Origin of the sequence: Streptomyces sp. NPDC001380 (genome assembly GCF_042895785.1) — a bacterium.
Lineage (GTDB): Bacteria > Actinomycetota > Actinomycetes > Streptomycetales > Streptomycetaceae > Peterkaempfera.
Map to the genome: position 1 here is coordinate 118150 of NZ_JBIAWP010000008.1, position 20409 is coordinate 138558.

At 80.1% G+C, this 20409-nt stretch carries 18 protein-coding genes and 1 pseudogene; 12 read left to right on the forward strand and 7 right to left on the reverse strand.

From position 1 onward, the window contains the following. Window positions 1-175: 175 nt before the first annotated feature. Window positions 176-604 (forward strand): Hsp20/alpha crystallin family protein, encoded by a 429-nt coding sequence (locus ACFY07_RS12320; protein WP_230654202.1) that lies wholly within the window; start codon window positions 176-178, stop codon window positions 602-604. A gap of 170 nt (window positions 605-774) precedes the next feature. Here ACFY07_RS12320 and ACFY07_RS12325 read toward each other — a convergent pair whose 3' ends face one another. From ACFY07_RS12325 to ACFY07_RS12340, 4 genes are all read right to left on the reverse strand, one after another. After that, complete coding sequence (locus tag ACFY07_RS12325) at window positions 775-1443, reverse strand: TrkA family potassium uptake protein (protein WP_230654204.1); 669 nt, start codon at window positions 1441-1443, stop codon at window positions 775-777. Window positions 1444-1478: 35 nt separating this feature from the next. Beyond that, a complete protein-coding gene (locus ACFY07_RS12330) occupies window positions 1479-2138 on the reverse strand; it encodes a TrkA family potassium uptake protein (protein ID WP_230654206.1) in 660 nt (219 codons plus the stop codon). After that, window positions 2135-5020: a cation-translocating P-type ATPase gene (locus ACFY07_RS12335; protein WP_390868596.1), complete on the reverse strand. Its 2886-nt coding sequence runs from the start codon at window positions 5018-5020 to the stop codon at window positions 2135-2137. The genes ACFY07_RS12330 and ACFY07_RS12335 overlap by 4 nt, the downstream gene beginning before the upstream one ends. Window positions 5021-5182: 162 nt before the next feature. Continuing rightward, a complete protein-coding gene (locus tag ACFY07_RS12340) occupies window positions 5183-6019 on the reverse strand; it encodes an HPP family protein (RefSeq protein WP_390868597.1) in 837 nt (278 codons plus the stop codon). A 183-nt stretch (window positions 6020-6202) separates the two neighbouring features. Here ACFY07_RS12340 and ACFY07_RS12345 point away from each other — a divergent pair, with 183 nt between their 5' ends. The 9 genes from ACFY07_RS12345 (at window position 6203) to ACFY07_RS12385 (ending at window position 14897) form a co-directional block, all read left to right on the forward strand. After that, a complete protein-coding gene (locus ACFY07_RS12345) occupies window positions 6203-6646 on the forward strand; it encodes a hypothetical protein (protein ID WP_390868598.1) in 444 nt (147 codons plus the stop codon). Continuing rightward, window positions 6643-7854: a hypothetical protein gene (locus tag ACFY07_RS12350; protein ID WP_390868599.1), complete on the forward strand. Its 1212-nt coding sequence runs from the start codon at window positions 6643-6645 to the stop codon at window positions 7852-7854. The genes ACFY07_RS12345 and ACFY07_RS12350 overlap by 4 nt, the downstream gene beginning before the upstream one ends. A gap of 315 nt (window positions 7855-8169) precedes the next feature. Further along, complete coding sequence (locus ACFY07_RS12355) at window positions 8170-9624, forward strand: V-type ATPase 116kDa subunit family protein (RefSeq protein WP_390868600.1); 1455 nt, start codon at window positions 8170-8172, stop codon at window positions 9622-9624. Next, a complete protein-coding gene (locus ACFY07_RS12360; RefSeq protein ID WP_230654214.1) occupies window positions 9621-10046 on the forward strand; it encodes an ATP synthase subunit C in 426 nt (141 codons plus the stop codon). The genes ACFY07_RS12355 and ACFY07_RS12360 overlap by 4 nt, the downstream gene beginning before the upstream one ends. Before the next feature lies 1 nt (window position 10047). Next, window positions 10048-10269, forward strand: a complete 222-nt coding sequence (locus tag ACFY07_RS12365; RefSeq protein ID WP_230654216.1) for a hypothetical protein — start codon at window positions 10048-10050, stop codon at window positions 10267-10269. Then, entirely contained in the window at window positions 10266-10820 is a 555-nt protein-coding gene (locus tag ACFY07_RS12370; protein ID WP_390868601.1) for a hypothetical protein, read from the forward strand. The genes ACFY07_RS12365 and ACFY07_RS12370 overlap by 4 nt, the downstream gene beginning before the upstream one ends. Further along, entirely contained in the window at window positions 10808-12643 is a 1836-nt protein-coding gene (locus ACFY07_RS12375; protein ID WP_390868602.1) for a V-type ATP synthase subunit A, read from the forward strand. The genes ACFY07_RS12370 and ACFY07_RS12375 overlap by 13 nt, the downstream gene beginning before the upstream one ends. Continuing rightward, a complete protein-coding gene (locus tag ACFY07_RS12380) occupies window positions 12640-14253 on the forward strand; it encodes a V-type ATP synthase subunit B (protein WP_390868603.1) in 1614 nt (537 codons plus the stop codon). The genes ACFY07_RS12375 and ACFY07_RS12380 overlap by 4 nt, the downstream gene beginning before the upstream one ends. Beyond that, complete coding sequence (locus ACFY07_RS12385; RefSeq protein ID WP_390868604.1) at window positions 14250-14897, forward strand: V-type ATP synthase subunit D; 648 nt, start codon at window positions 14250-14252, stop codon at window positions 14895-14897. The genes ACFY07_RS12380 and ACFY07_RS12385 overlap by 4 nt, the downstream gene beginning before the upstream one ends. Before the next feature lie 121 nt (window positions 14898-15018). On the opposite strand, the gene ACFY07_RS12390 is transcribed toward ACFY07_RS12385, so the two are convergent. Next, the gene (locus ACFY07_RS12390) at window positions 15019-15864 is read right to left on the reverse strand and encodes a slipin family protein (protein ID WP_390868605.1); all 846 of its coding nucleotides are present in this window, start codon (window positions 15862-15864) and stop codon (window positions 15019-15021) included. A 500-nt stretch (window positions 15865-16364) separates the two neighbouring features. Beyond that, a complete protein-coding gene (locus tag ACFY07_RS12395) occupies window positions 16365-17036 on the reverse strand; it encodes a C39 family peptidase (protein ID WP_390868606.1) in 672 nt (223 codons plus the stop codon). A 455-nt stretch (window positions 17037-17491) separates the two neighbouring features. Here ACFY07_RS12395 and ACFY07_RS12400 point away from each other — a divergent pair. Together ACFY07_RS12400 and ACFY07_RS12405 are read left to right on the forward strand one after the other, a co-directional pair. Next, window positions 17492-18120, forward strand: a pseudogene (locus ACFY07_RS12400) (GAP family protein). 172 nt (window positions 18121-18292) lie between these two features. Next, window positions 18293-18898 carry a TIGR03086 family metal-binding protein gene (locus ACFY07_RS12405; RefSeq protein WP_390868607.1) on the forward strand — a complete coding sequence of 202 codons (606 nt, stop codon included), beginning with the start codon at window positions 18293-18295 and terminating at the stop codon, window positions 18896-18898. A gap of 119 nt (window positions 18899-19017) precedes the next feature. On the opposite strand, the gene ACFY07_RS12410 is transcribed toward ACFY07_RS12405, so the two are convergent. Beyond that, window positions 19018-20361, reverse strand: a complete 1344-nt coding sequence (locus tag ACFY07_RS12410; RefSeq protein WP_390868608.1) for a nicotinate phosphoribosyltransferase — start codon at window positions 20359-20361, stop codon at window positions 19018-19020. Window positions 20362-20409 lie beyond the last annotated feature (48 nt).

Sequence of the window (20409 nt, forward strand, 5' to 3'; positions counted from 1 at the left end):
CGGGCGCAGCCGGGGCCGCCGGGCGGCGGGACGCCGCGCCCCGGCCCGGCGGAGGGACGCGTCCGGCCGGGCCCGGGGGCCCAGGCACGGGGGGACCTCCGGCCCTGACCGGCGGGGGGCGGGGGGAGTGGACTGGAGGGGTACAGACGCGTCGAGACACCGCGGAGGTGTCGACATGGCCATTCCCGCACGCCGGCAGGCGCGCTCCCGCTTCCCCGACCTTCCCGAGTGGTTCGAGTCCTTCCCGTCCCGTATGGCCTGGCCGGCGATGGCCGACCTGCACACGGTGCGGATCGAGGAGTACACCGAGGAGGGCCGCTACGTCTGCAAGGCGGAGATCCCCGGGCTCGACCCCGCCGAGGACCTGGAGGTGACCCTCCAGGACGGCATGCTCACCATCCGGGCGGAGCGCTCCGAGGAGACCAGGGAGAAGGACCGGTCCGAGTTCCGCTACGGCTCCTTCAGCCGCACGGTGTCGCTGCCGCCGGGCGCGGACGAGGACGACATCCACGCCGACTACAGCGCCGGCATCCTCACCGTCACCGTCGGGCTGAGGCAGGAGAAGGCGGAGGCCCGCCAGATCGAGGTCTCCCACAAGGACTGACCGCCGCCCCACGGGGCGGCCACGGGCGGACGGGGGACCCTCCCCGCCCGCCCGGAGCCGTCCGCTCGGAGCCGTCCGCTCGGAGCCGTCCGGCGGACGCCGCCGCGGGCCGACGCCGCCGCAGGGGCCGTCTCGGACGGGGCCGGCCACGGGGGCACCGGGAGGGGCGGTCACAGGGGCGGTCCGTGGAAGCAGGCGTGGACCTCCTGGTCCGTCGCGCTCTGCGAGACGACCAGCAGCTCGTCGCCCGGCCGCAGCCGGAAGTCCGGCCCCGGCACGGTCGGGCGCCCCTCCCGGACCACCGCCGCCACCACCGTCCCGCCGGGCAGCGCGACGTCGCCGACGGTCCGCCCGGCCGCCCGCGACTGCGCCGAGAGGGTCGTCTCGATCACGCTGACCCCGGCCCGGCTGAGCCGCAGCAGGGCCACCGTGTCGGCGGCGCCGGCCGCCTCCTCGATGAGCGAGACCAGCGGCGTCGCCGCCGGGACGGCCACGTCGACGCCCCACCGGTGGTCGAACAGCCAGGTGTTCTCCCCGTCGTTGACCCGCGCCACCACCCGCGGCACCGCGAACCGCCGCTTGGCCAGCAGGCAGACCACCAGGTTGTCCTCGTCGGCGCCGGTGGCCGCCACCGCCAGGTCGGCGGTGAGCGCGCCCGCCCCCTCCAGCACCGCCGGGTCGCAGGCGTCGCCGAGGACCAGCCGCGCGGGCAGGGAGCCCTCCAGCCCGGCGATCCGCTCCTCGTCGGCGTCGACGAGGACGACGGTGTTCCGCGCCCCGGCCAGGACCTGCGCCACCTGGACCCCGAGCCGGCCCGCGCCGGCGACCAGCACCCTCATGCGCCCGGCCTCCCCGTGCGCCCGCCCCGCCCCGCTCACGTCCCCAGCTCCCGGTCCAGGAAGCCGCGCAGCCGCTCCAGGGCCGTCGCGGCGACCGCGAAGGTGACCAGGTCGCCGGGCTCGGCCACGGCGTCCCGCGAGGCCACCGCCGAGCGGCCGCCCCGGGACACCTCCACCACCCGGATCTCCCCGTCGACCTCCAGCTCCGCCAGCCGCCGCCCGGCCAGCCACCCGGGCAGCCCCGACCGCACCAGCAGGGTCTCCCCGCCGCCGAAGCTGGCCTCCGGCTCCAGGTGCCGGTGGAGCAGCAGCCGGTGGAACTGCCGCACCGTCCAGTGCGTGCCGGCGACCACCGGGATGCCGAACTCCCGGTACAGGTCCGCGCGGGCCGGGTCGTGCGTGCGGGCCAGGACCAGCGGCACCCGGTACGTCTCCCGGGCCGTCCGCGCCGCGACCAGGTTGCCGCTGTCGCTGGTGGTCACCGCGGCGAACGCGTCCGCGTGCCCGATGCCCGCCTCCTCCAGCACCCGGCGGCTGAAGCCGCTCCCGGTGTGGAACCGGCCCGCCAGGTGCGCGGGCAGGGCCCGGCGCGCCCGAGGGTCGCGGTCGACGACCCGCACGTCGTGCCCGTCCGCGGCGAGCCGCACGGCCAGCTCCGAACCGACGTGCCCGCAGCCCATGACGACGATCCTCACGTCCCGCCTCCGTCCGGCAGCCCCTTCTCCGGCAGCTCCTTGTCGGGCAGCTCCTTGTCGGGCAGTCCTCTCCCCGGCAGCCCCTTCCCCGGCAGCCCTCCGCCCGCCGCCCCCGCCCCGCGCCCCGGGCCCGCGCGGTGCTCCGCCCCGCGCCCCGGCCCCGGCCGCGCCGCCCGCCGCCGCACCGCCCACTTGCGGCCCTCCTCCGCCATCAGCAGCAGCACCCCGAACGCCACCAGCACCGCCCAGTCGCCGGCCGTCAGCGGCGCCGTGCCGAAGACCGCCTGCAGCGGCGGCCAGTAGCTGATCGCCGCCATGAGCGACACGCCCAGCAGGCCCGCCGCCACCACCTTCCGGTTGGCCAGCAGCCCCACCCGGAACACGCTCTGCCGGTCGGTGCGCACCGCCAGCGCGTTGAAGAACTGGCTGACCACGATCGCCGCCTGCGACAGGGTGATCGCCGTCCGGTAGGCGGGCGTCTCCCGCGTGAAGTCCGCGTACGGGACGCCCGACGCGTGGATGTGCCAGAAGAACACCGTGCACACCCCGACCGACTGCACCGCCCCCAGGAAGAGGAACCGCCCCACCAGCGCCCTGGAGAAGAGCGGCTCGCGCGGGGAGCGCGGCGGCCGGTCCATGACGTCCGGCTCGGGCGGCTCGGTGCCCAGCGCCAGCGCGGGCAGCACGTCCGAGCCCAGGTCGATCGCGAGGACCTGCACGGCCGTGATCGGCACCAGCGGGAAGCCGGCGAACGTCGCCGCCAGGATCGGCGCCAGCTCCCCGATGTTGTGGCTGAACAGGTAGACCAGGAACCGCCGGATGTTCAGGTACACCGAGCGGCCCAGCCGCACCGCGGCGGCGATGGAGGCGAACGAGTCGTCCAGCAGCACCATCACCGCCGCCTCGCGGGCCACGTCGGTGCCCGACGCGCCCATCGCCACCCCGATGTCGGCGTGCTTCAGGGCGGGCGCGTCGTTGGCGCCGTCCCCGGTCACCGCCACCACCTCGCCGCGCCGCTGGAACGCCGCCACCACCCGCATCTTGTGCTCCGGGCTCACCCGGCACAGCAGCAGCTCGCCCGGCCGGGCCAGCAGGCCCTCCAGGGCCGCGTCGTCCAGGGTGTCCAGCCGCTCCCCGGTCGCCACCTGCGGGGGGCCGCCCCGCACGATGCCCACGCGGCGGGCGATCGCCTCGGCCGTCAGCGGGTGGTCGCCGGTGACCATGACGATGCGGATCCCGGCGCGCCGGCACGCCCGGACGGCCTCGGCGACCTCCGGCCGCGGCGGGTCCAGCATGCCGACCAGGCCCAGCAGCACCAGCCCCGACTCCGCCTCGGCCGCGCCGGCCGGGACGGCGGCGGCGTCCCGCCGCGCCACCGCCAGCACCCGCAGCCCCCGCGAGGCCAGTGCGGCGTCGGCGGCCGTCACGGCCGCGCGCCGCTCCGCCGTCAGCGGCACCGGCGGCCCGCCGCCGTCCCCGGCCACCGCGGCGCACCGGTCCAGCAGCTGCTGCGGCGCGCCCTTCGCGCACACCGCCAGGCCGCCGCCGGGCGTGCGGTGGACGGTGCTCATCAGCTTGCGGGCCGAGTCGAAGGGGAACTCCGCCACCCTCGGCAGCGCCCCCTCCTCCGCCGCCCGGTCCAGCCCGGCCTTCGCGGCCGCGACCAGCAGCGCCCCCTCGGTCGTGTCGCCCAGCACCCGCCACCCCTCCCGGCCGGCGGGCGGCACCAGGCGGGCGTTGCTGCACAGCGCCGCCGTCCGCAGCAGCTCCCGCACCGCCCCCGGCCCGGACACCGCGCCCTCGGGCGCGTAGCCCACGCCCGTCACCGGGTGCTCGGCCCCGCCGCACCACACGGCCGACACGGTCATCTCCGCGCTGGTCAGCGTCCCCGTCTTGTCCGTGCACACCACGGTCGTCGACCCCAGCGCCTCCACCGCCAGCAGCCGCTTGACCAGGGCCTGCCGCCGGGCCATCCGCCGCACGCCGAACGCCAGCGACACCGACAGGGTAGCGGGCAGCCCCTCCGGCACCAGCGCCACCATCACGCCCAGCGCGAAGACGAAGGCGGGCAGCAGCGGTTCCCCGGTCGGCACCCGCACCGCGAACAGCAGCGTCCCGATCAGCAGGGCCGCCACCGCCACCCGCCGGGCCATCACCCGCACCTGGCGCTGCAGCGGCGTCCGCGGCTGCGGCGCCTGCTCGGTCAGCGCGAAGATCCGCCCGAACTGCGTCGCCGCGCCCGTCGCGAAGACCACCGCCCGCGCCGAGCCCGCCGCCACCACCGTGCCCATGAAGACGCAGTTGCGGGAGCCCAGCAGCGGACCCGGCGACGGCTCCGCCGTCCGCCGCACCGCGGCCGACTCGCCGGTCAGCGCCGCGTTGCCCACCGCCGCCTCGTGCGCCTCCACCAGCCGGCAGTCGGCGGGCACCGCGTCGCCCGCCTCCAGCACCACCACGTCCCCCGGCACCAGGCCGCGGACCGGCAGTTCCCGCCGCTCTCCGCCGCGCAGCACCCGGCAGGCGTGCGGCACCATCGCCTGCAGGCTCTCCGCGGTGCGCTCCGCCGAGTACTCCTGGGCGAAGCCGATGGCGGCGTTCAGCACCACCACGCCCAGGATCGCCACCGCCAGCTGGAGCGTCCCCGGCTGCTGCGGCCGCTGGAGCGCGTACGCGAGGAAGGTGATCCCCGACGCCGTCAGCAGCATCACGGCGAACAGGTCGGTGAACTGCGCCGCGAAGCGCCGCCACACCGCCGGGCGGCGGGGCGGCGGCAGCTCGTTCGCGCCGCCGGACCGCAGGCGCGCCGCAGCCTCCTCCTCCGCCAGGCCGCGGGGCGAGGAGGCCAGCGCGGCGAACACCTCGCCCGCCGCCAGGTCCTGCACCGGCCGCCCCCGCCCCGGCCCGCCCTCCCGGCCCTCCGGCGCCGGCGGCTCCCCGGGCACGGGCGCCGGTCCGCCCGCGCCCCGCGCGGGGCCGCCGCGGCCTCCGCCGCGGACGGCCCCGCCCCGGACCGGCACGTCGGCGGGCACGCCCATCGCGGCGGCTCAGACCGCCGTCAGGCGGTCGACCACGTCCACCACGCCGTCCACGTCCCGGACCTCCGCCAGCAGCCCGGGGATCAGCTCCCGCCCCACCTCGCCGCGGAGCGTCACCACCGCGCGGTCCACCGCCACGTCCACGCCCCCGGGCCCCACCGCCAGGCCGTGCCCGGCGACCCTGGCCGCCGCCTCCCGGCGCAGCCCCGCGTCGTCCACCACCAGGCAGCGCAGCAGGTCGCCGCGGTGCACCATGCCGAGCAGCCGCCCCTGGTGGTCCGTCACCGGCAACCGCTTGAGGCGCGACCGGGCCGCCGCCCGCGCCGCCTCCGCCACCGGGGTGTCGGGGTGCACGGCGACGGCCGGCGCGGTCATCAGCCCGCCCGCCGTCCCGGCGGCGGCCCTGCGCCGCAGCCGCCGCCCGCGCAGCGGGTGCAGCGGGCCCGCCGAGGGGCCGGCGCCCGCCGCCACCGCCAGCAGGTCCGACTCCGACACCACGCCCACCACCCGGCCGCCCGCGTCCACCACGGTGACCGCGCCGAGGTTCCCGTGCGCCAGGGTGCGCGCCACCTCCAGGAACGGCGTGTCCTCGGGCACGCCCGGCACCGGCCGCCGCATGATGTCCCGGACCCGCAGCTCGCGGTGGACCGTCCCCGGCTCCGCGGGCCGCACCGGCGCCGCGGCCCGGCCGGGTGCCGTCGTGCCGCCCGCGGTCGCGGCCGCGTGCAGGTACTGCAGCAGCATGTCGCCGCCGGAGGCCCCCCGGGTGCCGAACCTGCCCCGCACCAGCCCCGGGGCGGTCCGGCGGGCCTCGGCCTCTGCGGCCCGGTGTTCGCGCTCACTCATCACACAGCCTCCTCGGGAGGACGCACGGCCCCCCGGAACCCCCCGCCCCACCAGCATCCCCGCGGGCCGCCGCCGGGGGATGGGCCGGGCGTCCCCGGTCCGGGCCGTCCGGCCCTACCGGCGCGGCCGGGCCCCTCCCTAGCGTGGGAACGACGCACGCCCCTGCCCGGCAGGAGGAGCGCAGTGACGGGCTTCCGGGATCTCCTGGCACGCTTCCGGCCGGCCGCGGCCCCCGGACCGGCCGCACCCGAGGCCGTCCGCGCCGACCGCGCCGCCGCCCGCGCGGCCGAACTCGCCGCACCCCTCGCCCTCCTCGCCCCCGCCCGCGCCGAGGGGGACCGCATCCGCCGGGAGGCCGCCCGCGAGGCGGACCGGCGCCGCCGGGCCGCCGCCGACGAGGCCGCCCGCACCGTCGCCCGCGCCCGCGCCGCCGCCCCCCGTGTCCGGGCCGACACCGCGGCCGCCGCCCGCGCGGCGGCCGCCGACGAGGCCCGGCGCCTGCTGGACGGGGCCGAGCGCCGTGCGGAGGAGCTGCGGCGCCGCGCCGCCCGGCGCGCCCCGGCCCTCGCCGACCGCCTGGCCGCCGAGGCCGCCGGGCGCCTCGACGCCCTCCGGGGCCCGCCGTGACCGCCGCCTGGGCCGCCGGGGCCGCCCGGGCCCGCGCGGTCGCCTCCCGCCGGGCCGGAGCACCCCTCGCCCGCACCCTCGCCGCGCAGCGCACCCTGCCCGACGCCCTGCGGCTCCTCGCCGCCACCCCGTACCGGCGCGGCCTCGACCCGCACGCCCCGCCCGCCGCCGCCGAGCGGGCCCTGCACGCGACCCTGCTGTGGAACCTGCGGGTCCTCGCGGGCTGGCAGCCCCCGGCCGGGGCCGCGATGCTGCGCCTGCTGGCGTCCGGCTTCGAGATCGCCAACATCGAGGGCCATCTGCGGACGCTGACCGCTGCCGGGCCGCCCGCCGCCCCCGCCCCGGGCCCTGCGGACGTCCCCGGCCCCCCGGGCGTCCGGCCGCCGACCGTCCCCGCGCCCGCCGGACCGCCGCGCGGCAGCCCGCCCGCCCCGCCGCCCGCCCCCGCCGCGCCCCTCGTCCCCGGCGCGCTCCCCGCCCCCGGCGCGCCGCCGCCGTACCGGCTCGGCGCTCTCGCCACCGCCTGGCCGCGCCTCGCCCGCACCCGCACCCCCGCCGGGCTCCGCGCCGCCCTCGCCGCCTCGCCCTGGGGCGACCCCGGCGGCGACACCCCGGCGGCGGTCGCGCTCTGGCTCCGCACCGACGCCGCCGTCCGCACCGCGGCGGCCGTCCCCGCCGCGGCGCCGTGGGCAGCCGGACGCCTCGCCCTGCTCACCGCCCGCGAGGTCCACCTGCACGGACGCCCCCTGCCGGAGCCCGCCGCCCGGCACGCCGCCGGGCTCCTCGGCCGTGCCGCGCCGCGCGCCGCCACCCTCGCCGACTGCCGCCGCCTGCTGCCGGGGCCGGCGCGCTGGGCCCTGGACGGCGTCGACGCGCCGGCCGGGCTGTGGCGCGCGGAGGCCCGCTGGTGGGCGCGGCTCGAGCATGACGGCCTGGCCCTGCTGCGGACCCGCCGCCCCGGACCGCCCCCGGTCGTGGGCGCCGCCGCCGTCCTCGCCGCGGACGCGTGGCGGGTCCGGGCCGCCCTGCAGTGCGCGGCCCGCGGCGGCGTGCGGACGGACGCGGCGGGCGTCCCCGGCCTGCCTGGGGTCCGGGACGTCCTGGATGTCGTGGACGCCCTGGGGTTCCCGGACCTCCCGGATCCTCCGGACCTCAGGCGGGCTCCCGGACGGGCCGGCGCCACGGAGGCCCCCGGTGCGGCCGCCTGAACCTGCGGGGACGGCACCAGCCGCTCCCGCCCCGTCCGCGCCCGCCGCCCCGTCCGCGCCCGCCCGCCCCGCACCCGCCGCAGCCCGCCCCGCACGACCGGGCCGCCGGACCCGCCCGGCCGGCCGGGGCCGCACCGCCCCTCCCCGCACGCCGTCCCGCCCGGCTGCGCCGTCCCGCCCGGCTGCGCCGTCCCGCCCGGCCCCGGCGGAACGCCGCCCGGCCCCGGCCCCGCTCCAGGGCCCACCCCCACCCCCGTCCCCGGCCCCGCCCGCCGGGGACGCCGGACGCCGGCCGGCGGCGGACGGGAGGCCGTGATGCCCTGGCCCGCCGCCCTCACCCCGGTGCGGATGCAGCGCGTCGCCGTCGTCGCCCCGCGCGCCGCCCTGCGCGGCACGCTGATCCGGCTCGCCGAGGCGGGCTGCGTCGAGCTCGACCTCCCCAGCGCCGACGACCCGGACGCTCCCGGCCCCGGCCGCCCGGACGGCCACGGGCCGCCCGGCCCCGCCGCCCGCCGCCTGGAGCGGCTGCCCGCGCCCGCCGGGGCCCCGGCCCCCGCCGCCGTGCTCAGCGCGGAGCCGCCCGACCTCGACGCCCTGGAACGGCAGGGCCGCGCCGACCTGCTCGCCGGCGAGGCCCGCCTCGAGGAGGTGCTCGCCGCCGCCGTCGGCCGGGGCGCCGTCACCGCCCTCGCCGGGTGGTGCCCGGCCGCCGACGTCGCCGCCACCGCCGCCCGCCTCGCCCCGGCCGGCGCCGCCCTCGTCCCGCTGCCCGCGCCCCGCGGCGTCGAGCCCCCCACCCAGGACCGCGACACCGGCGCCGTCCACCGCTCCTGCGCCCCCCTGGTGCGCACCTACGGCACCGCCCCCTACGCCGACCTCGACCCCTCGCTGCCCGCGGGCGCCGCCTACGCGGTGATGTTCGGCGTCATGTTCGGCGACGCCGGACACGGCGCCCTGCTGCTGGCGGCGGCCCTGCTGCTGCGCCGGGGCCGCCCCCGCCGGCTCGCGCGGCTGCGCCCGCTGTGGCCCCTCGTCGCCGGCGCCGGCCTGGTGAGCGTGCTCGCCGGCGCCGCGTACGGGGAGTTCTTCGGCCCGACCGGCGTCCTGCCCGTCCTGTGGCTGGACCCGCTGGCGGAGCCCGTCCGGCTGCTGGCCGCCGCCGTCGGCCTCGGCTGCGCCCTGCTGCTCCTGGCCCACGTCGGCGGGGCGGTGAACCGGTGGCGCGAGGGCGGGGCCGCCCGCGCCCTGTACGCGGTCTCCGGGGTCGCGGGCGGCCTGCTCCTCCTCGGACTCGCCGTGCTCGCCGCAGGCGTCCTGCTCCGCCTGCCCGCCGCTCTCGCCTGGGCCGGGGCCGCCACGGCCGCCGCCGGGGCCTGCCTCGCCGCGGCCGGGCTGTCCGCCGCCTCCGGCGGCGGACCGGGCGGGGCGGCGCAGACCGGCCTCCAGCTCTTCGAGGCGGTGCTGCGGACGGCCGCGAACACCGTCTCCTTCGCCCGGCTCGCCGCCTTCGGCCTCACCCACGCCGCGCTCGGCGCCGTCGTCTGGCACGCCGCCGCCGCGCAGGCCCGCGGCGGCCCGGCGGCCCTGCCCGCCGCCGTCCTGCTCCTCGTCCTCGGCAACGCGCTCGCCCTCGCCCTGGAGCTCCTGGTGGCGGGTGTGCAGGCGCTGCGGCTGGAGTTCCACGAGCTCTTCTCCCGGGTCTTCGAGGCCCAGGGCCGCCCGTTCCGCCCGTGGCGGCTGCCCGGGCAGCGCATGGAGGTGACACCGTGACCACCTGGCTCCTCGCCCTGCCGGTCCTCGTCCTGGCCTTCGCCGCCGTCCGGCTGCTGCTGCGGCGCCGCGGCCGCTCCGGGCTGCGGCTGGTCCTCGCCGCGGACGGACTGCTGCTCGCCGGCGGCCTCGCCCTGCTCGCCACCGCCCTCGGCGGCGGCACGGCGCACGCCGCGGCGTCCGCCGCCCAGGCGCAGCAGGCCCAGGGGCCGAACTCGGCCGCGCTGATCGGCGCCGCCGTCGCGGTCTCCGCCGCCTCGCTGGCCTCCGCCGCCGCCGTCTCCTACACCGGCGCCGCCGCGCTGGCCACCATGAGCGAGCGGCCCGAGCTCTTCGGCCGGGCCATGGTGGTGGTCGGCCTGGCCGAGGGCATCGCCGTCTACGGCCTGATCGTGGCGGTCATCCTCGTCGGGAAGGCCTGACGTGGGGACCGTGGCCGCCCTCGGCGAGGAGGCCCGGACGGCCGGATTCGCCCTGGCCGGGGTGCGGGTGCTCGCCGCCGGGGACCCGGACGCCGTCCGTGCCGCCTGGCGGCGGCTGCCCCCCGGTACCGACCTCGTCCTGCTCACCCCGGCGGCCGCCGCCGCCCTGGGGCCGGACCTGGTGGAGGGCACCCGTCCCCTGGTGGCGGTGATGCCCCCGTGAGCGCCGCCGGACCGGCCGCTGCCCCCGCCGGACCGGCCGCCCCCGCCGCCGGGGCCGCCGCCCTGGAGCCGGTGCGCGCCGCCCTCCTCGCCGCCGCCCGCGCCGAGGCGGCCGCCGCGCTGGCCGCCGCCGAGGAGGACGCCGCCGCCCTGCTGCGGGCCGCCCGCGCCGAGGCGGCCGCCCTCCTGGCCGAGGCCCGGCGGCAGGGCGGCGCGGACGGCCGCGCCGAGCACGCCGCCGCCCTCGGCCGCGCCCGGCGCGCCGCCCGCACCGCGGAGCTCGCCGCCCGCCGCGCCGCCTGGGAGGAGCTGCACCGCCTCACCGCGGCGCGGGTCCGGGCCCTGCCGGCCGCCGCCGACCCGGCCGTGCGCGCCGGCCTGGCCCGGTACGCCCGGCGGCTCCTCGGGCCCGGCGCGGAGGTCGGCGAGGCCCCCTCCGGCGGCGTCGTCGCCCGCGCCCCCGGCCGCCGCGTCGACCTCGGCCTCGACGCCCTGGCCTCCCACGTCCTGGCGGGCCTCGGCGCCGGTGCGGAGCAGCTGTGGGAGCCGTGAACGGCCCCCGGCCGCCGGGCGCGCCCACCGGCCCGGGCCCCGGCACGCCGCCGGCCGGCCCCGGGGCCCCCGGCCGGGTCCTGCGGGTCGCCGGGCCGCTGGTCGAGACCACGTACCTCCCCGGCACCGCCATGCACGGCCTGCTCGCCCTCGGCCCCTCCGGCCTGACCGGCGAGGTGGTGGCCCTGCGCGGTGACACGGCCGTGGTGCAGGCGTACGAGTACACCGGCGGACTGGCCCCCGGCGACCCGGTGCGGCCCGGCGGCGGCCCGCTCGCCGCGCCGCTCGGCCCCGGCCTGCTCGGCGGCGTCTTCGACGGCCTGCTGCGGCCCCTCGCCGGCGCCCCCGAACGGCTCGTACCCGGCGCCGCCCCGGCCCCGGACCGGCGGCGCTGGCGGTTCCGCCCCCTGGCCGCCGAGGGCGACCGGGCGGCCGGGGGCGGCGTCCTCGGCGAGGTCACCGGCCCGGTCGCCGGCCCGGACGGCGGCGCGGCGGGCCCCGGGCCGGTGCCGCTGCCGGTCCTCGTGCCCCCGGGCTGCGGCGGGCCGGTGCGGCGCATCGCCCCCGAGGGCGCGTACCCGGCCGACGCCGTCCTCGCCGTCGTCGGCGGCGCCGAGGTGCCGATGACCGTGCGCTGGCCGGTCCGCCGCCCCCGCCCCGTCCGCGGGCGGACCGGCACCCGCGAGCCGCTGCGCACCGGGCAGCGCGTCCTCGACCTGCTCTTCCCCGTCGTCCGCGGCGGCACGGCGGCCGTCCCCGGCGGGTTCGGCACCGGCAAGACCGTGCTGCTCCAGCAGATCGCCAAGTGGTGCGACGCCGACGTGATCGTCCACGTCGGCTGCGGCGAGCGGGGCAACGAGATGGCCGACGTCATCGACGAGCTCGCCGCCCTGGAGGACCCCCGCACCGGCGGCCTCCTCGCGGACCGGACCGTCGTCCTCGCCACCACCTCCGACATGCCGATGATGGCCCGCGAGGCTGCCGTGCACACGGGCGCCACCGTCGCCGAGTACTTCCGCGACGCGGGCCTGGACGTGGTGCTCATCGCCGACTCCACCTCCCGGTGGGCCGAGGCGCTGCGCGAGTTCGCCTCCCGCAGCGGCGAACTGCCCGCCGAGGAGGGGTACCCGGCCGGCCTCGCCTCCCGCCTCGCCGCCTTCTACGAGCGGGCCGGGGCCGTCACCACCCTCGGCGGACGGCCCGGCTCGGTCACCGTGGTCGGCGCCGTCTCCCCGCCCGGCGGCGACACGGCCGAACCCGTCACCGCCCAGACCGAGCGCTTCGTCCGCTGCCTGTGGACCCTCGACCCCGACCTCGCCCACGCCCGCCACTACCCGGCGGTCTCCTGGTCCGGCTCGTTCTCCCGGGACGCCGCCGCGGTCGGGGCCGGGCAGGCCGCGGCCGGCGACCCGGACTGGGCCGGCCGCCGCGCCCGCACCGCCGCCCTGCTCGCCGGGGCCGACCGCCTGGCCGGCCTCGTCGACCTCGTCGGCGTCACCGCGCTGCCCGCCGCCGAGCGGATGACCGTGCTCGGCGGCCGCCTGCTGCGCGAGGCGGTGCTCCAGCAGAGCGCCCTCTCCCCGAACGACGCCCACTGCTCCGCGGCGAAGACCGCCGCCCTGGCCGAGGCCGCCCTCGCCGTCGCCGGCCGCTGCCGGGAGCTCGCCGCCGCCGGAACGCCGCCCGCCGACGTCGAGGAGGCGGACTTCGGCCCGCTGCTGCGCGCCCGCGAGGAGACCGGGCCCGACGACGCGTCAGGGGTGGCGGCGCGCCGCGACGCCGTGCTCGCGGCCCTGGCCGTCCTCGGCGGGGGCCCGCGGTGAACGGCCGGGACGACGGCCGGTACGACGGCCCGGGCGGCCGGGACGACGGCGGGTACGACGGCGGGTACGACGGCGGGTACGACGACCCGGGCGGCCGGGACGGCGGGGGAGACGACTGGGGCCGGGTCGCCCATACCTCCGTGGACGGGCTGCGCGGCCCCCTCGCCTTCGTCACCGGTGTCGAGGGTGTCGGCTGGGACGAGTCCGTCCGCATCGCCCTCCCCGGCGGGGAGCGGCGCCACGGCCTCGTCCTGGAGGTCGACCGCGGCCTGGCGGTGGTGCAGGTCATGGAGGGGACCGCGGGCATCGACCCCCGCCGTGTCCGGGTGTCCTTCGACGGCAGCCCGCTGCGCGTCCCCGTCGGCCCCGGCTGGCTCGGCCGCGTCTGCAACGGCCGCGGCGAGCCCGCCGACGGCGGCCCGCCGGTCCTCGGCGACACCACCGCCCCCGTCGCCGGCGCGCCCCTCAACCCCGTCCGCCGCGAACCGCCCGCCGACCCCGTCCTCACCGGGGTCAGCGCCGTCGACGGCCTCACCACGCTCGTGCGCGGCCAGAAGCTCCCCGTCCTCTCCGCCGCCGGGCTCCCGCACCTCGAACTCGCCGCCGCCGTCGCCGCCCGCGCCACCGCCGGCGGCGACCCCTTCTGCGTCGTCCTCGCCGGCATGGGCCTCACCCACCCCGACGCCGCCCACCTGCGCGACGCCCTGGAGGAGCGCTCCGCCGCGGGCGAGCTCGTCCTCCTCCTCAACACCGCCGACGAGCCCGTCATCGAACGCATCCTCACCCCGCGCATCGCGCTCACCGTCGCCGAGCACCTCGCCTTCGAGGGCGGCCGCCACGTCCTCGTCGTCATGACCGACATGACCAGCTACGCCGAGGCGCTGCGCGAGGTCTCCTCCGCCCGCGGCGAGATCCCGGCGCGCCGCGCCTACCCGGGCTACCTCTACAGCGACCTCGCCTCCCTGTACGAGCGCTGCGGCCGCATCCGCGGACGGCCCGGCTCGGTCACCGTCCTGCCCGTCCTCACCATGCCCGCCGGCGACATCACCCACCCCGTGCCCGACCTCACCGGGTACATCACCGAGGGGCAGATCGTGCTCTCCCGCGAGGTGCACGCCCAGGGCGTCCGGCCGCCCGTCGACGCCCTCTCCTCGCTCTCCCGCCTCATGCGGCGCGGCGCCGGGCCCGGACGCACCCGCGACGACCACCTCCCCGTCGCCGCCCAGCTCCTCGCCGCCCTCGCCCGCACCCGGCAGGTCCGCGAACTCGCCGACCTCGTCGGCGAGGACGCCCTCGGACCGGCCGACCTGCGGCAGCTCGCCTTCGGCGAGGCGTTCCTGCACCGCTTCGTCGACCAGGGGCCCGACGAGGTCCGCACCCTCGACCAGACCCTCGACCGCGCCTGGGAGGTCCTGCACGCCCTGCCCCGCAGCCGCCTCGGCATGCTGCCCGCCGCCCTGCTCGACGTCCACGGCTTCCCGGCCGACCCGGTCTCCGCCGTGCCCGGTGCCGCCGCCCCCGACCCCGCGGCCCGCGCCGGGGGCGCCGGCCCCTCCGGCGTCCACCCCGGGCGTCCCGGCCCGCCCGCCCCCGCCGGAGGCCCCGGATGACCGCCCGCCGCCCCCCGCCCGGCCGCGCCGGACGGCTCGTCCTGCTCCGCACCCTGCGGACCGCCGAGCACGGCGCCGACCTCCTGGAGCAGAAGCTCCGCATCCTGCGCGCCGAGCACCGCCGCCTGCTCCGGGCCGAGCAGGAGGCCGCCGAGGACTGGCGCCGGCTCCTGCGGGACGCCGAGACCTGGCTGCTGCGCGCCCTCGTCCTCGGCGGCCGCGGCGCCCTCGACGCCGCCTGCGACGGCGTCCCCCCGGCCGAGGCCCGCGTCCCCCGCACCACGACCCTCGGCGTGCCGCACCCCGCCGGCTGCGACTGCGCCACCCCGCCCCGGCGCGCGTCCGCCGCGCCCCCGCGCAACGCCGCCCTGGCCCCCGCCGCCGACGCCCACCGCGCGGCCCTGCGCGCCGCCGGCCGGTACGCCGCCGCCCGTGCCGCCGCCCGCGCCGTCGGGGCCGAGGCCGACGCCACCCGGCGCCGGCTCCGTGCCCTGCGCCGCCGCCGCATCCCCGAGCTGCGCCGGGACCTCGCCCTGGCCGACCTGGCCCTGGAGCAGGCCGAGCACGAGGACGCCGTCCGCCGCCGCCGCGCCGCCGCCCGGGGGCCGCGGTCCGGGGCCGCGGCGCGGCGGGAGCCGTGGTGAGCGCGGCAGGCCGGCCGCACGGGCCGCACGGGACGGTGCCCGCGCGGCGCACCGCACCGGTCCCCCCGCCGCGCCGGGCGCGCGGTGCGCCGCCGGTCGGCCGCGGCCGGCGCGGCTGCGGTCAGACGGGCTCCCCGACCCCGTTCGGCACCGGGCCGGGGACGGCCGCGGCGCCGGTGTCCCGCCGGGCCGAGGCCGCCGCCGCCTCCCGGGCCAGGAAGGAGCCCAGCTCGCCGATGGTGCTCATCAGCGGGGCGGGGAAGACGACGGTGCTGTTCTTGTCCACGGCGATCTCCACCAGGCTCTGCAGGTTGCGGAGCTGGAGCGCGAGGGGGTGGGCCATCATCGTGTCCGACGCGTCGCCCAGCGCCGCGGCGGCCAGGGACTCGCCCTGAGCGTTGATGATCTTGGCCCGCTTCTCCCGCTCGGCCTCGGCCTGGCGCGCCATCGCGCGCTTCATGCTGTCGGGCAGCTGGATGTCCTTGAGCTCGACCAGGGTGACCTCGACGCCCCACTCGGCGGTCGTCACGTCGAGGATCCCGCGGATGTCCAGGTTGATGCGGTCCGTGGCGGACAGGGTCTCGTCGAGCGTGTGCCGGCCGACGACCTTGCGCAGGGTGGTCTGGGCGATCTGGTTGATGGCCGCGTTCACGTTGTCGATCGCGACGACCGACTTCACGGCGTCCGCCACCCGGAAGTAGGCGACCGCGGAGACGTCCACGCTCACGTTGTCCCGCGTGATGATGCCCTGGGACTGGATCGGCATCGTGACGATCCGCAGCGACACCCGGTGCAGGACGTCGACGAACGGGATGATGATCCGCAGCCCCGGGGCGCGCTCCCCGGCCAGCCGGCCGAACCGGAACAGCACGCCCCGCTCGTACTGCTTGACGATCCTCACAGCCATGGCCAGGAACACCAGGACCAGCAGGACCACGACGACGAGAAGGAAGATCAGGACACCCATGGCGTTGCTCCTCGGGGTGAGGACCGCGTCGCCCCTGCCCGTGGTCCCGGGACACGTGCCGGCGGGGCGCCGGTGCGGCGTGCTCCCGCCGCCCGGTCCTCCCGGGCCCCCGCGGCGTCCGTGTGCGCCTCCGCGCGAGCCCGGACGCTCCGTGGCCGCGGGTCCCGCCGTACGTCCAGCATGGATCCGCGCGGGCCGGCGGGGCAGGGCCGAACAGCCCCCGGTCCCCCCGCGGCCGCCCGCCGTCCCGCCGCGCCCTCCCGAGGACTCCGCGGTGCCGTCCCTCCCGGGAGGGGGGCTGCCCCGGCCCCGGCGTCCGGAAGCGACCCCCGGTCCACTGCGCGATCTCCCGGATGTGGCCGCCGGGGTCGCGGAAACTCGCGGTGCGGATCCCCCAGGGCCGGTCCACCGGCCCCCGCGCTTCCCGGCCCGGCCCCGCCTCCGGCCCGGCCCCGCCTCCGGCCCGGCCCCGCCTCCGGCCCGGCGGGCCCTGCCGCGCGTCAGCGGACGACCACGGCCATGTCTCCGTACGTCGCGTAGCCCGCGCCGAAGGCGGCCTCACCCACCGAGTAGCGCCCGCGGGCCGGGTCGTTGACGGTCACCCGCCCGCCGGAGAAGCCGGTGACCACGACGGTGTGCTCGGCCGGGCCCGCGTAGGGCACGCGGCGGCCGTCGTACGCCGTGTAGGGGCGCGTCCGCACGCGGCGCCAGAGGTAGTCGACCCAGACCACGGCCGGATGGCCGCGGGAGACCTCGGCGCGGAGGCGTCCGAGGCCGACGCCCTGCCCGGCGGCGACGACGTCGAGCCCGAAGGAGCGGGCCGCCGCCGCCACGGGCGGGGCGTACACGCCGAAGCCTGTCCCCGCGAGCTCCGAGCCGTCCGGGTCGCCGACGAAGGCGCGGAACGGGTCCCCGGACAGCGGGCCGGACCGCCCGAACCGGGGGTGCGCCCGGTCCACCCCGATGCGGGCCAGGACCGCCCGGTCGCCGACGTGGTGCCCGCGCGCGGCCAGCACCATCCGCAGGGCGGCGGCCTCGCAGTCGTTGCGCAGCTGCTGGCGGTACCAGGGCACGGCGGCCCCGCCGTCCGCCGCGGCGGTCCCGGCACCGGCCGGCAGCACCGCGCACGCCGCGGCGGCGGCGCGGAGCAGCCACGTCCGGGTTCTCCTCATCCGCGTCCTCCTCGTCACCTCAGACGACGCTACGAGCACGGCGAGGGCCGGGCACCCGCTGCGCACCCGCCCGGGTGTGCACGCGTTCGAGGGCCCTGCCGCCCGCCCCGACGCGGCGGCGGGACGCAGGCCCGCCCGCCGCCGCGTGGCGGCCCGCGGCGGCGCGGGACGGAGGCCCGACCGGCCCCGTGCGCCTGCCCGGGAGCGGGCCGCGGCCCCGACGCGGCCGGAGCCTCCTGCCGGCGCAGCGGTCCGGGCCCGCCGGGACGCCGTTCCTGCCGGAGGAGGGGTGCCGGGACGGCTCCGCGCCCGGCGGCGGCACGGGCGGGAAGGGCGGTGGTGTCGGCCGGGCGGGTGCGTCGGGGAGCGGTGCCCGGGCTGCCGCGTCAGCGTCGGCGGAACGGCCGGGCGGCGGATGCAGGGGTTGACCAGTGGGCGTGGTGATCGGCGAGGTGATGCCGCTCGCGCTGGCGATCGCCCTGTCGCCGTTCCCCGTCGTCCCGGCGATCCTCCTGCTGTTCACCCCCCGCCCGAGGGCGACCGGCGCCGCCTTCCTGGCCGGTCGGGCGGCCGGGATCGCCGTGGCGGCGGGCGTGGCCGCCGCCCTGGCCTCCGTCGTCGAGCTGTACGAGAGGAGCCCGCCTGGGCCGCCTGGACCAGGACGGTCCTCGGCCTGCTCCTGGTCGTCCTCGGTGCGCGGCAGTGGCGCGTCCGGGGCGGGAAGGAGACGCCGGCCTGGATGCGCTCCCTCGCGGACGCCACCCCTGCCCGGGCCCTGCGGCTGGGGCTGCTGCTGTCGGCGGCCCACCCGAAGGTCCTGCTCCTGGCGGCGGCAGGGGGGCTCACGATCGGCTCGGCCGGCCTCACCCCTGCGGGGAGTGCCGCCGCCCTGGCCGTCCTCACCGCGGTCGCCGCCGCCACCGTCGCCCTCCCCCTGCTGCTCCACACCCTCGTCGGGGACCGCGTGCTCGGCCCGCTGGGCAGGGCGAAGGACTGGCTGGAGACCCACAACGCCGCCGTCACGGCGCTGGTCCTGGCGGTCGTCGGCGCCGTCCTGACCGCCGAGGGCCTCGCCGCGCTGTGACCGGACCGGGCGGGCGGACGGGTCCGCGGTGCGACGGCGGCGCCGGCCTCCTCGGCCGCCGGACGGGGTACGGGCCCCGCGACGAGGCGCCGGCCCGGCGATGAGTTCCGGGTGTGCGCGCGGTCTGCCCGGGTGACCGCACCACGCACCGGCACACCTCAAGGACGGCGGGATGACGGAGACGACCGGGATGACCGACCTCGGGCCTGCGGCCCTCCGGATGGCGGACCTGCTGGACGGCGTCGCCGACGGACAGCTCGCACGGCCGACACCGTGCGAGGAGTACACCCTCGGCGACCTGGTGGACCACGTCGGCGGGCTTGCCCTGGCCTTCACCGCCGCGGCCGCCAAGGACAGGGGGGAGGCCACCGCCCGCGGGGGCACGGGCGACGCCGCCCGGCTGGGGCCCGACTGGCGCACCCGCACCCGGGAGCGGCTCGCCGCCCTCGCCGAGGCGTGGCGGAGCCCGGCGGCCTGGGAGGGGACGACCCGGGTCGGCGGCGTCGACCTGCCCGGCGGGGTCGCGGGCAGGGTGGCGCTCGGCGAACTCGTCGTCCACGGCTGGGACGTCGCCCGCGCGAGCGGGCAGCCGTTCGCCTGCGACCGGCCGGCCCCGGACGCGGCGCTGTGGTTCGTCTCGCAGTCCGCCGGGCCGGGGCGGGAGGCCGGCCGGGCGGGGGTCTTCGGCCCGGCCGTCCCCGTCCCGCAGGACGCCCCGCCGCTCGACCGCCTGATCGCCCTCAGCGGGCGCGCCCCCTCCTGGCGCCCGCCGGAGTAGGGGCCCCGGGGCGGCATCGTGCTCCTCCTGGCGTGCCTCACCGTCGCGGCCGGCACCCCCCGCGCCGGGTGTCCCCCGGAAGGGCCCGACGGCGCGCGCGGGCGGGGCCGGACGGCCCGTCACGCCGGGTGGAGGCCGCCCAGGATGCGGGCGGTGATCCGGTCGCGGGTGCGGGCGGTGAGGGCCAGCAGCGCCGGGGAGGCCTCCGTGCCGGGCGGCACCGGGTCGTCGATGCGCCGGGCGTCCGGCGGCAGGGCGGCGAGGTCGGCCTCGAACGCCTCGCGGGACTCCCGGAGCGAGGGGTCCGGGGCGGTGCGGCGCCCGCCGGCCATCACCGTCTCCAGCAGCGGCACCCCGCCCGGGGGCGGCGGCTCGCCGCGCAGCGCCACCAGGTCGGGCCGGCCGGGGCGGCGGAACACCTGCTTGGCGCCGGGCGAGGTCACCTTCGCCGAGGACAGCTTCATCACCCCCCGGCCCTCCAGGGCGACCAGCTTGTACGCGCTGTCCAGGGAGGGCGCGTCCGCCGACACCCCGACCCGGGTGCCGACCGCGAAGACGTCGATCGGAGCGCCCGAGCGGACCAGCCGGTCCACCTCCCGCTCGTCCAGGCCGCCGCTGGCGGTGATGCCGACGTCCCGCAGGCCCGCCGCGTCCAGGATGCGGCGGGCGCGGAACGCCAGCGCCGCCAGGTCCCCGCTGTCCAGCCGCACCGCGCACCCGGGCGGCCGCTCCAGCTCCCGCAGGACCCGGGCGGCGGCCTCCGTGCCCTCCTCGGTGTCGTACGTGTCGACCAGGAACGTCACCGGGCCGGGGTGCGCGCGGGCGAAGGCCCGGAACGCCGCCTCCTCGTCGGGGAACGCCTCCACGAACGAGTGCGCCATCGTCCCCACGGCCCGCAGCCCGTACGCGGCGGCCGCGGCGACGTTGCTCGTCCCGGCGAAGCCCACCAGGGCGCCCAGCCGGGCCGCCTGGTCGCCCGCCTGCGGCCCGTGGGTGCGGCGCAGCGAGAAGTCCACCAGCGGACGGCCCGCCGCCGCGAGCACGCACCGCGCCGCCTTGGAGGCGACGGCCGTCTGGTGGCTGACCTGGTTCAGCAGGTACGTCTCCACCAGCTGCGCCTCCGGCAGCGGCGCGGTCACCTCCAGCAGCGGCTCGCCCGCGAACACCAGCCGCCCCTCGGGCAGGGCCCGCACCTCCCCGGTGAAGCGCGTCCCCAGCAGGCCGGCCAGGTCGGCCGCCGGGCGGCCCAGCAGCGCCGCGAACGCCACCACGTCCTCCTCGTCCACCCGCATCCGCTCCAGGAAGTCCAGCACCCCGGGCAGGCCCGCGGCCACCAGGAAGCCGCGCTGCGGCGGCAGGCCGCGGACGAAGAGGCTGAAGACCGCCCGCCCGGTCATGCCCTCCCGCAGGTAGGCGTGGGCCATGGTCACCTCGTACAGGTCGGTGGTGCGTGCCTCGGACACCGTCGCCTCCTCGTCCCGGCGGGGCCGCCGGATCGTCCTGCTGCCGCA

Coding starts and splice junctions, on each gene's coding strand:
- ACFY07_RS12385 (WP_390868604.1), top strand. CDS start 14,250: ATGACCGCCCGCCGCCCCCCGCCCGGCCGCGCCGGACGGCTCGTCCTG.
- ACFY07_RS12390 (WP_390868605.1), bottom strand. CDS start 15,864: ATGGGTGTCCTGATCTTCCTTCTCGTCGTCGTGGTCCTGCTGGTCCTG.
- ACFY07_RS12340 (WP_390868597.1), bottom strand. CDS start 6,019: ATGAGTGAGCGCGAACACCGGGCCGCAGAGGCCGAGGCCCGCCGGACC.
- ACFY07_RS12325 (WP_230654204.1), bottom strand. CDS start 1,443: ATGAGGGTGCTGGTCGCCGGCGCGGGCCGGCTCGGGGTCCAGGTGGCG.
- ACFY07_RS12405 (WP_390868607.1), top strand. CDS start 18,293: ATGACGGAGACGACCGGGATGACCGACCTCGGGCCTGCGGCCCTCCGG.
- ACFY07_RS12320 (WP_230654202.1), top strand. CDS start 176: ATGGCCATTCCCGCACGCCGGCAGGCGCGCTCCCGCTTCCCCGACCTT.
- ACFY07_RS12395 (WP_390868606.1), bottom strand. CDS start 17,036: ATGAGGAGAACCCGGACGTGGCTGCTCCGCGCCGCCGCCGCGGCGTGC.
- ACFY07_RS12355 (WP_390868600.1), top strand. CDS start 8,170: ATGCCCTGGCCCGCCGCCCTCACCCCGGTGCGGATGCAGCGCGTCGCC.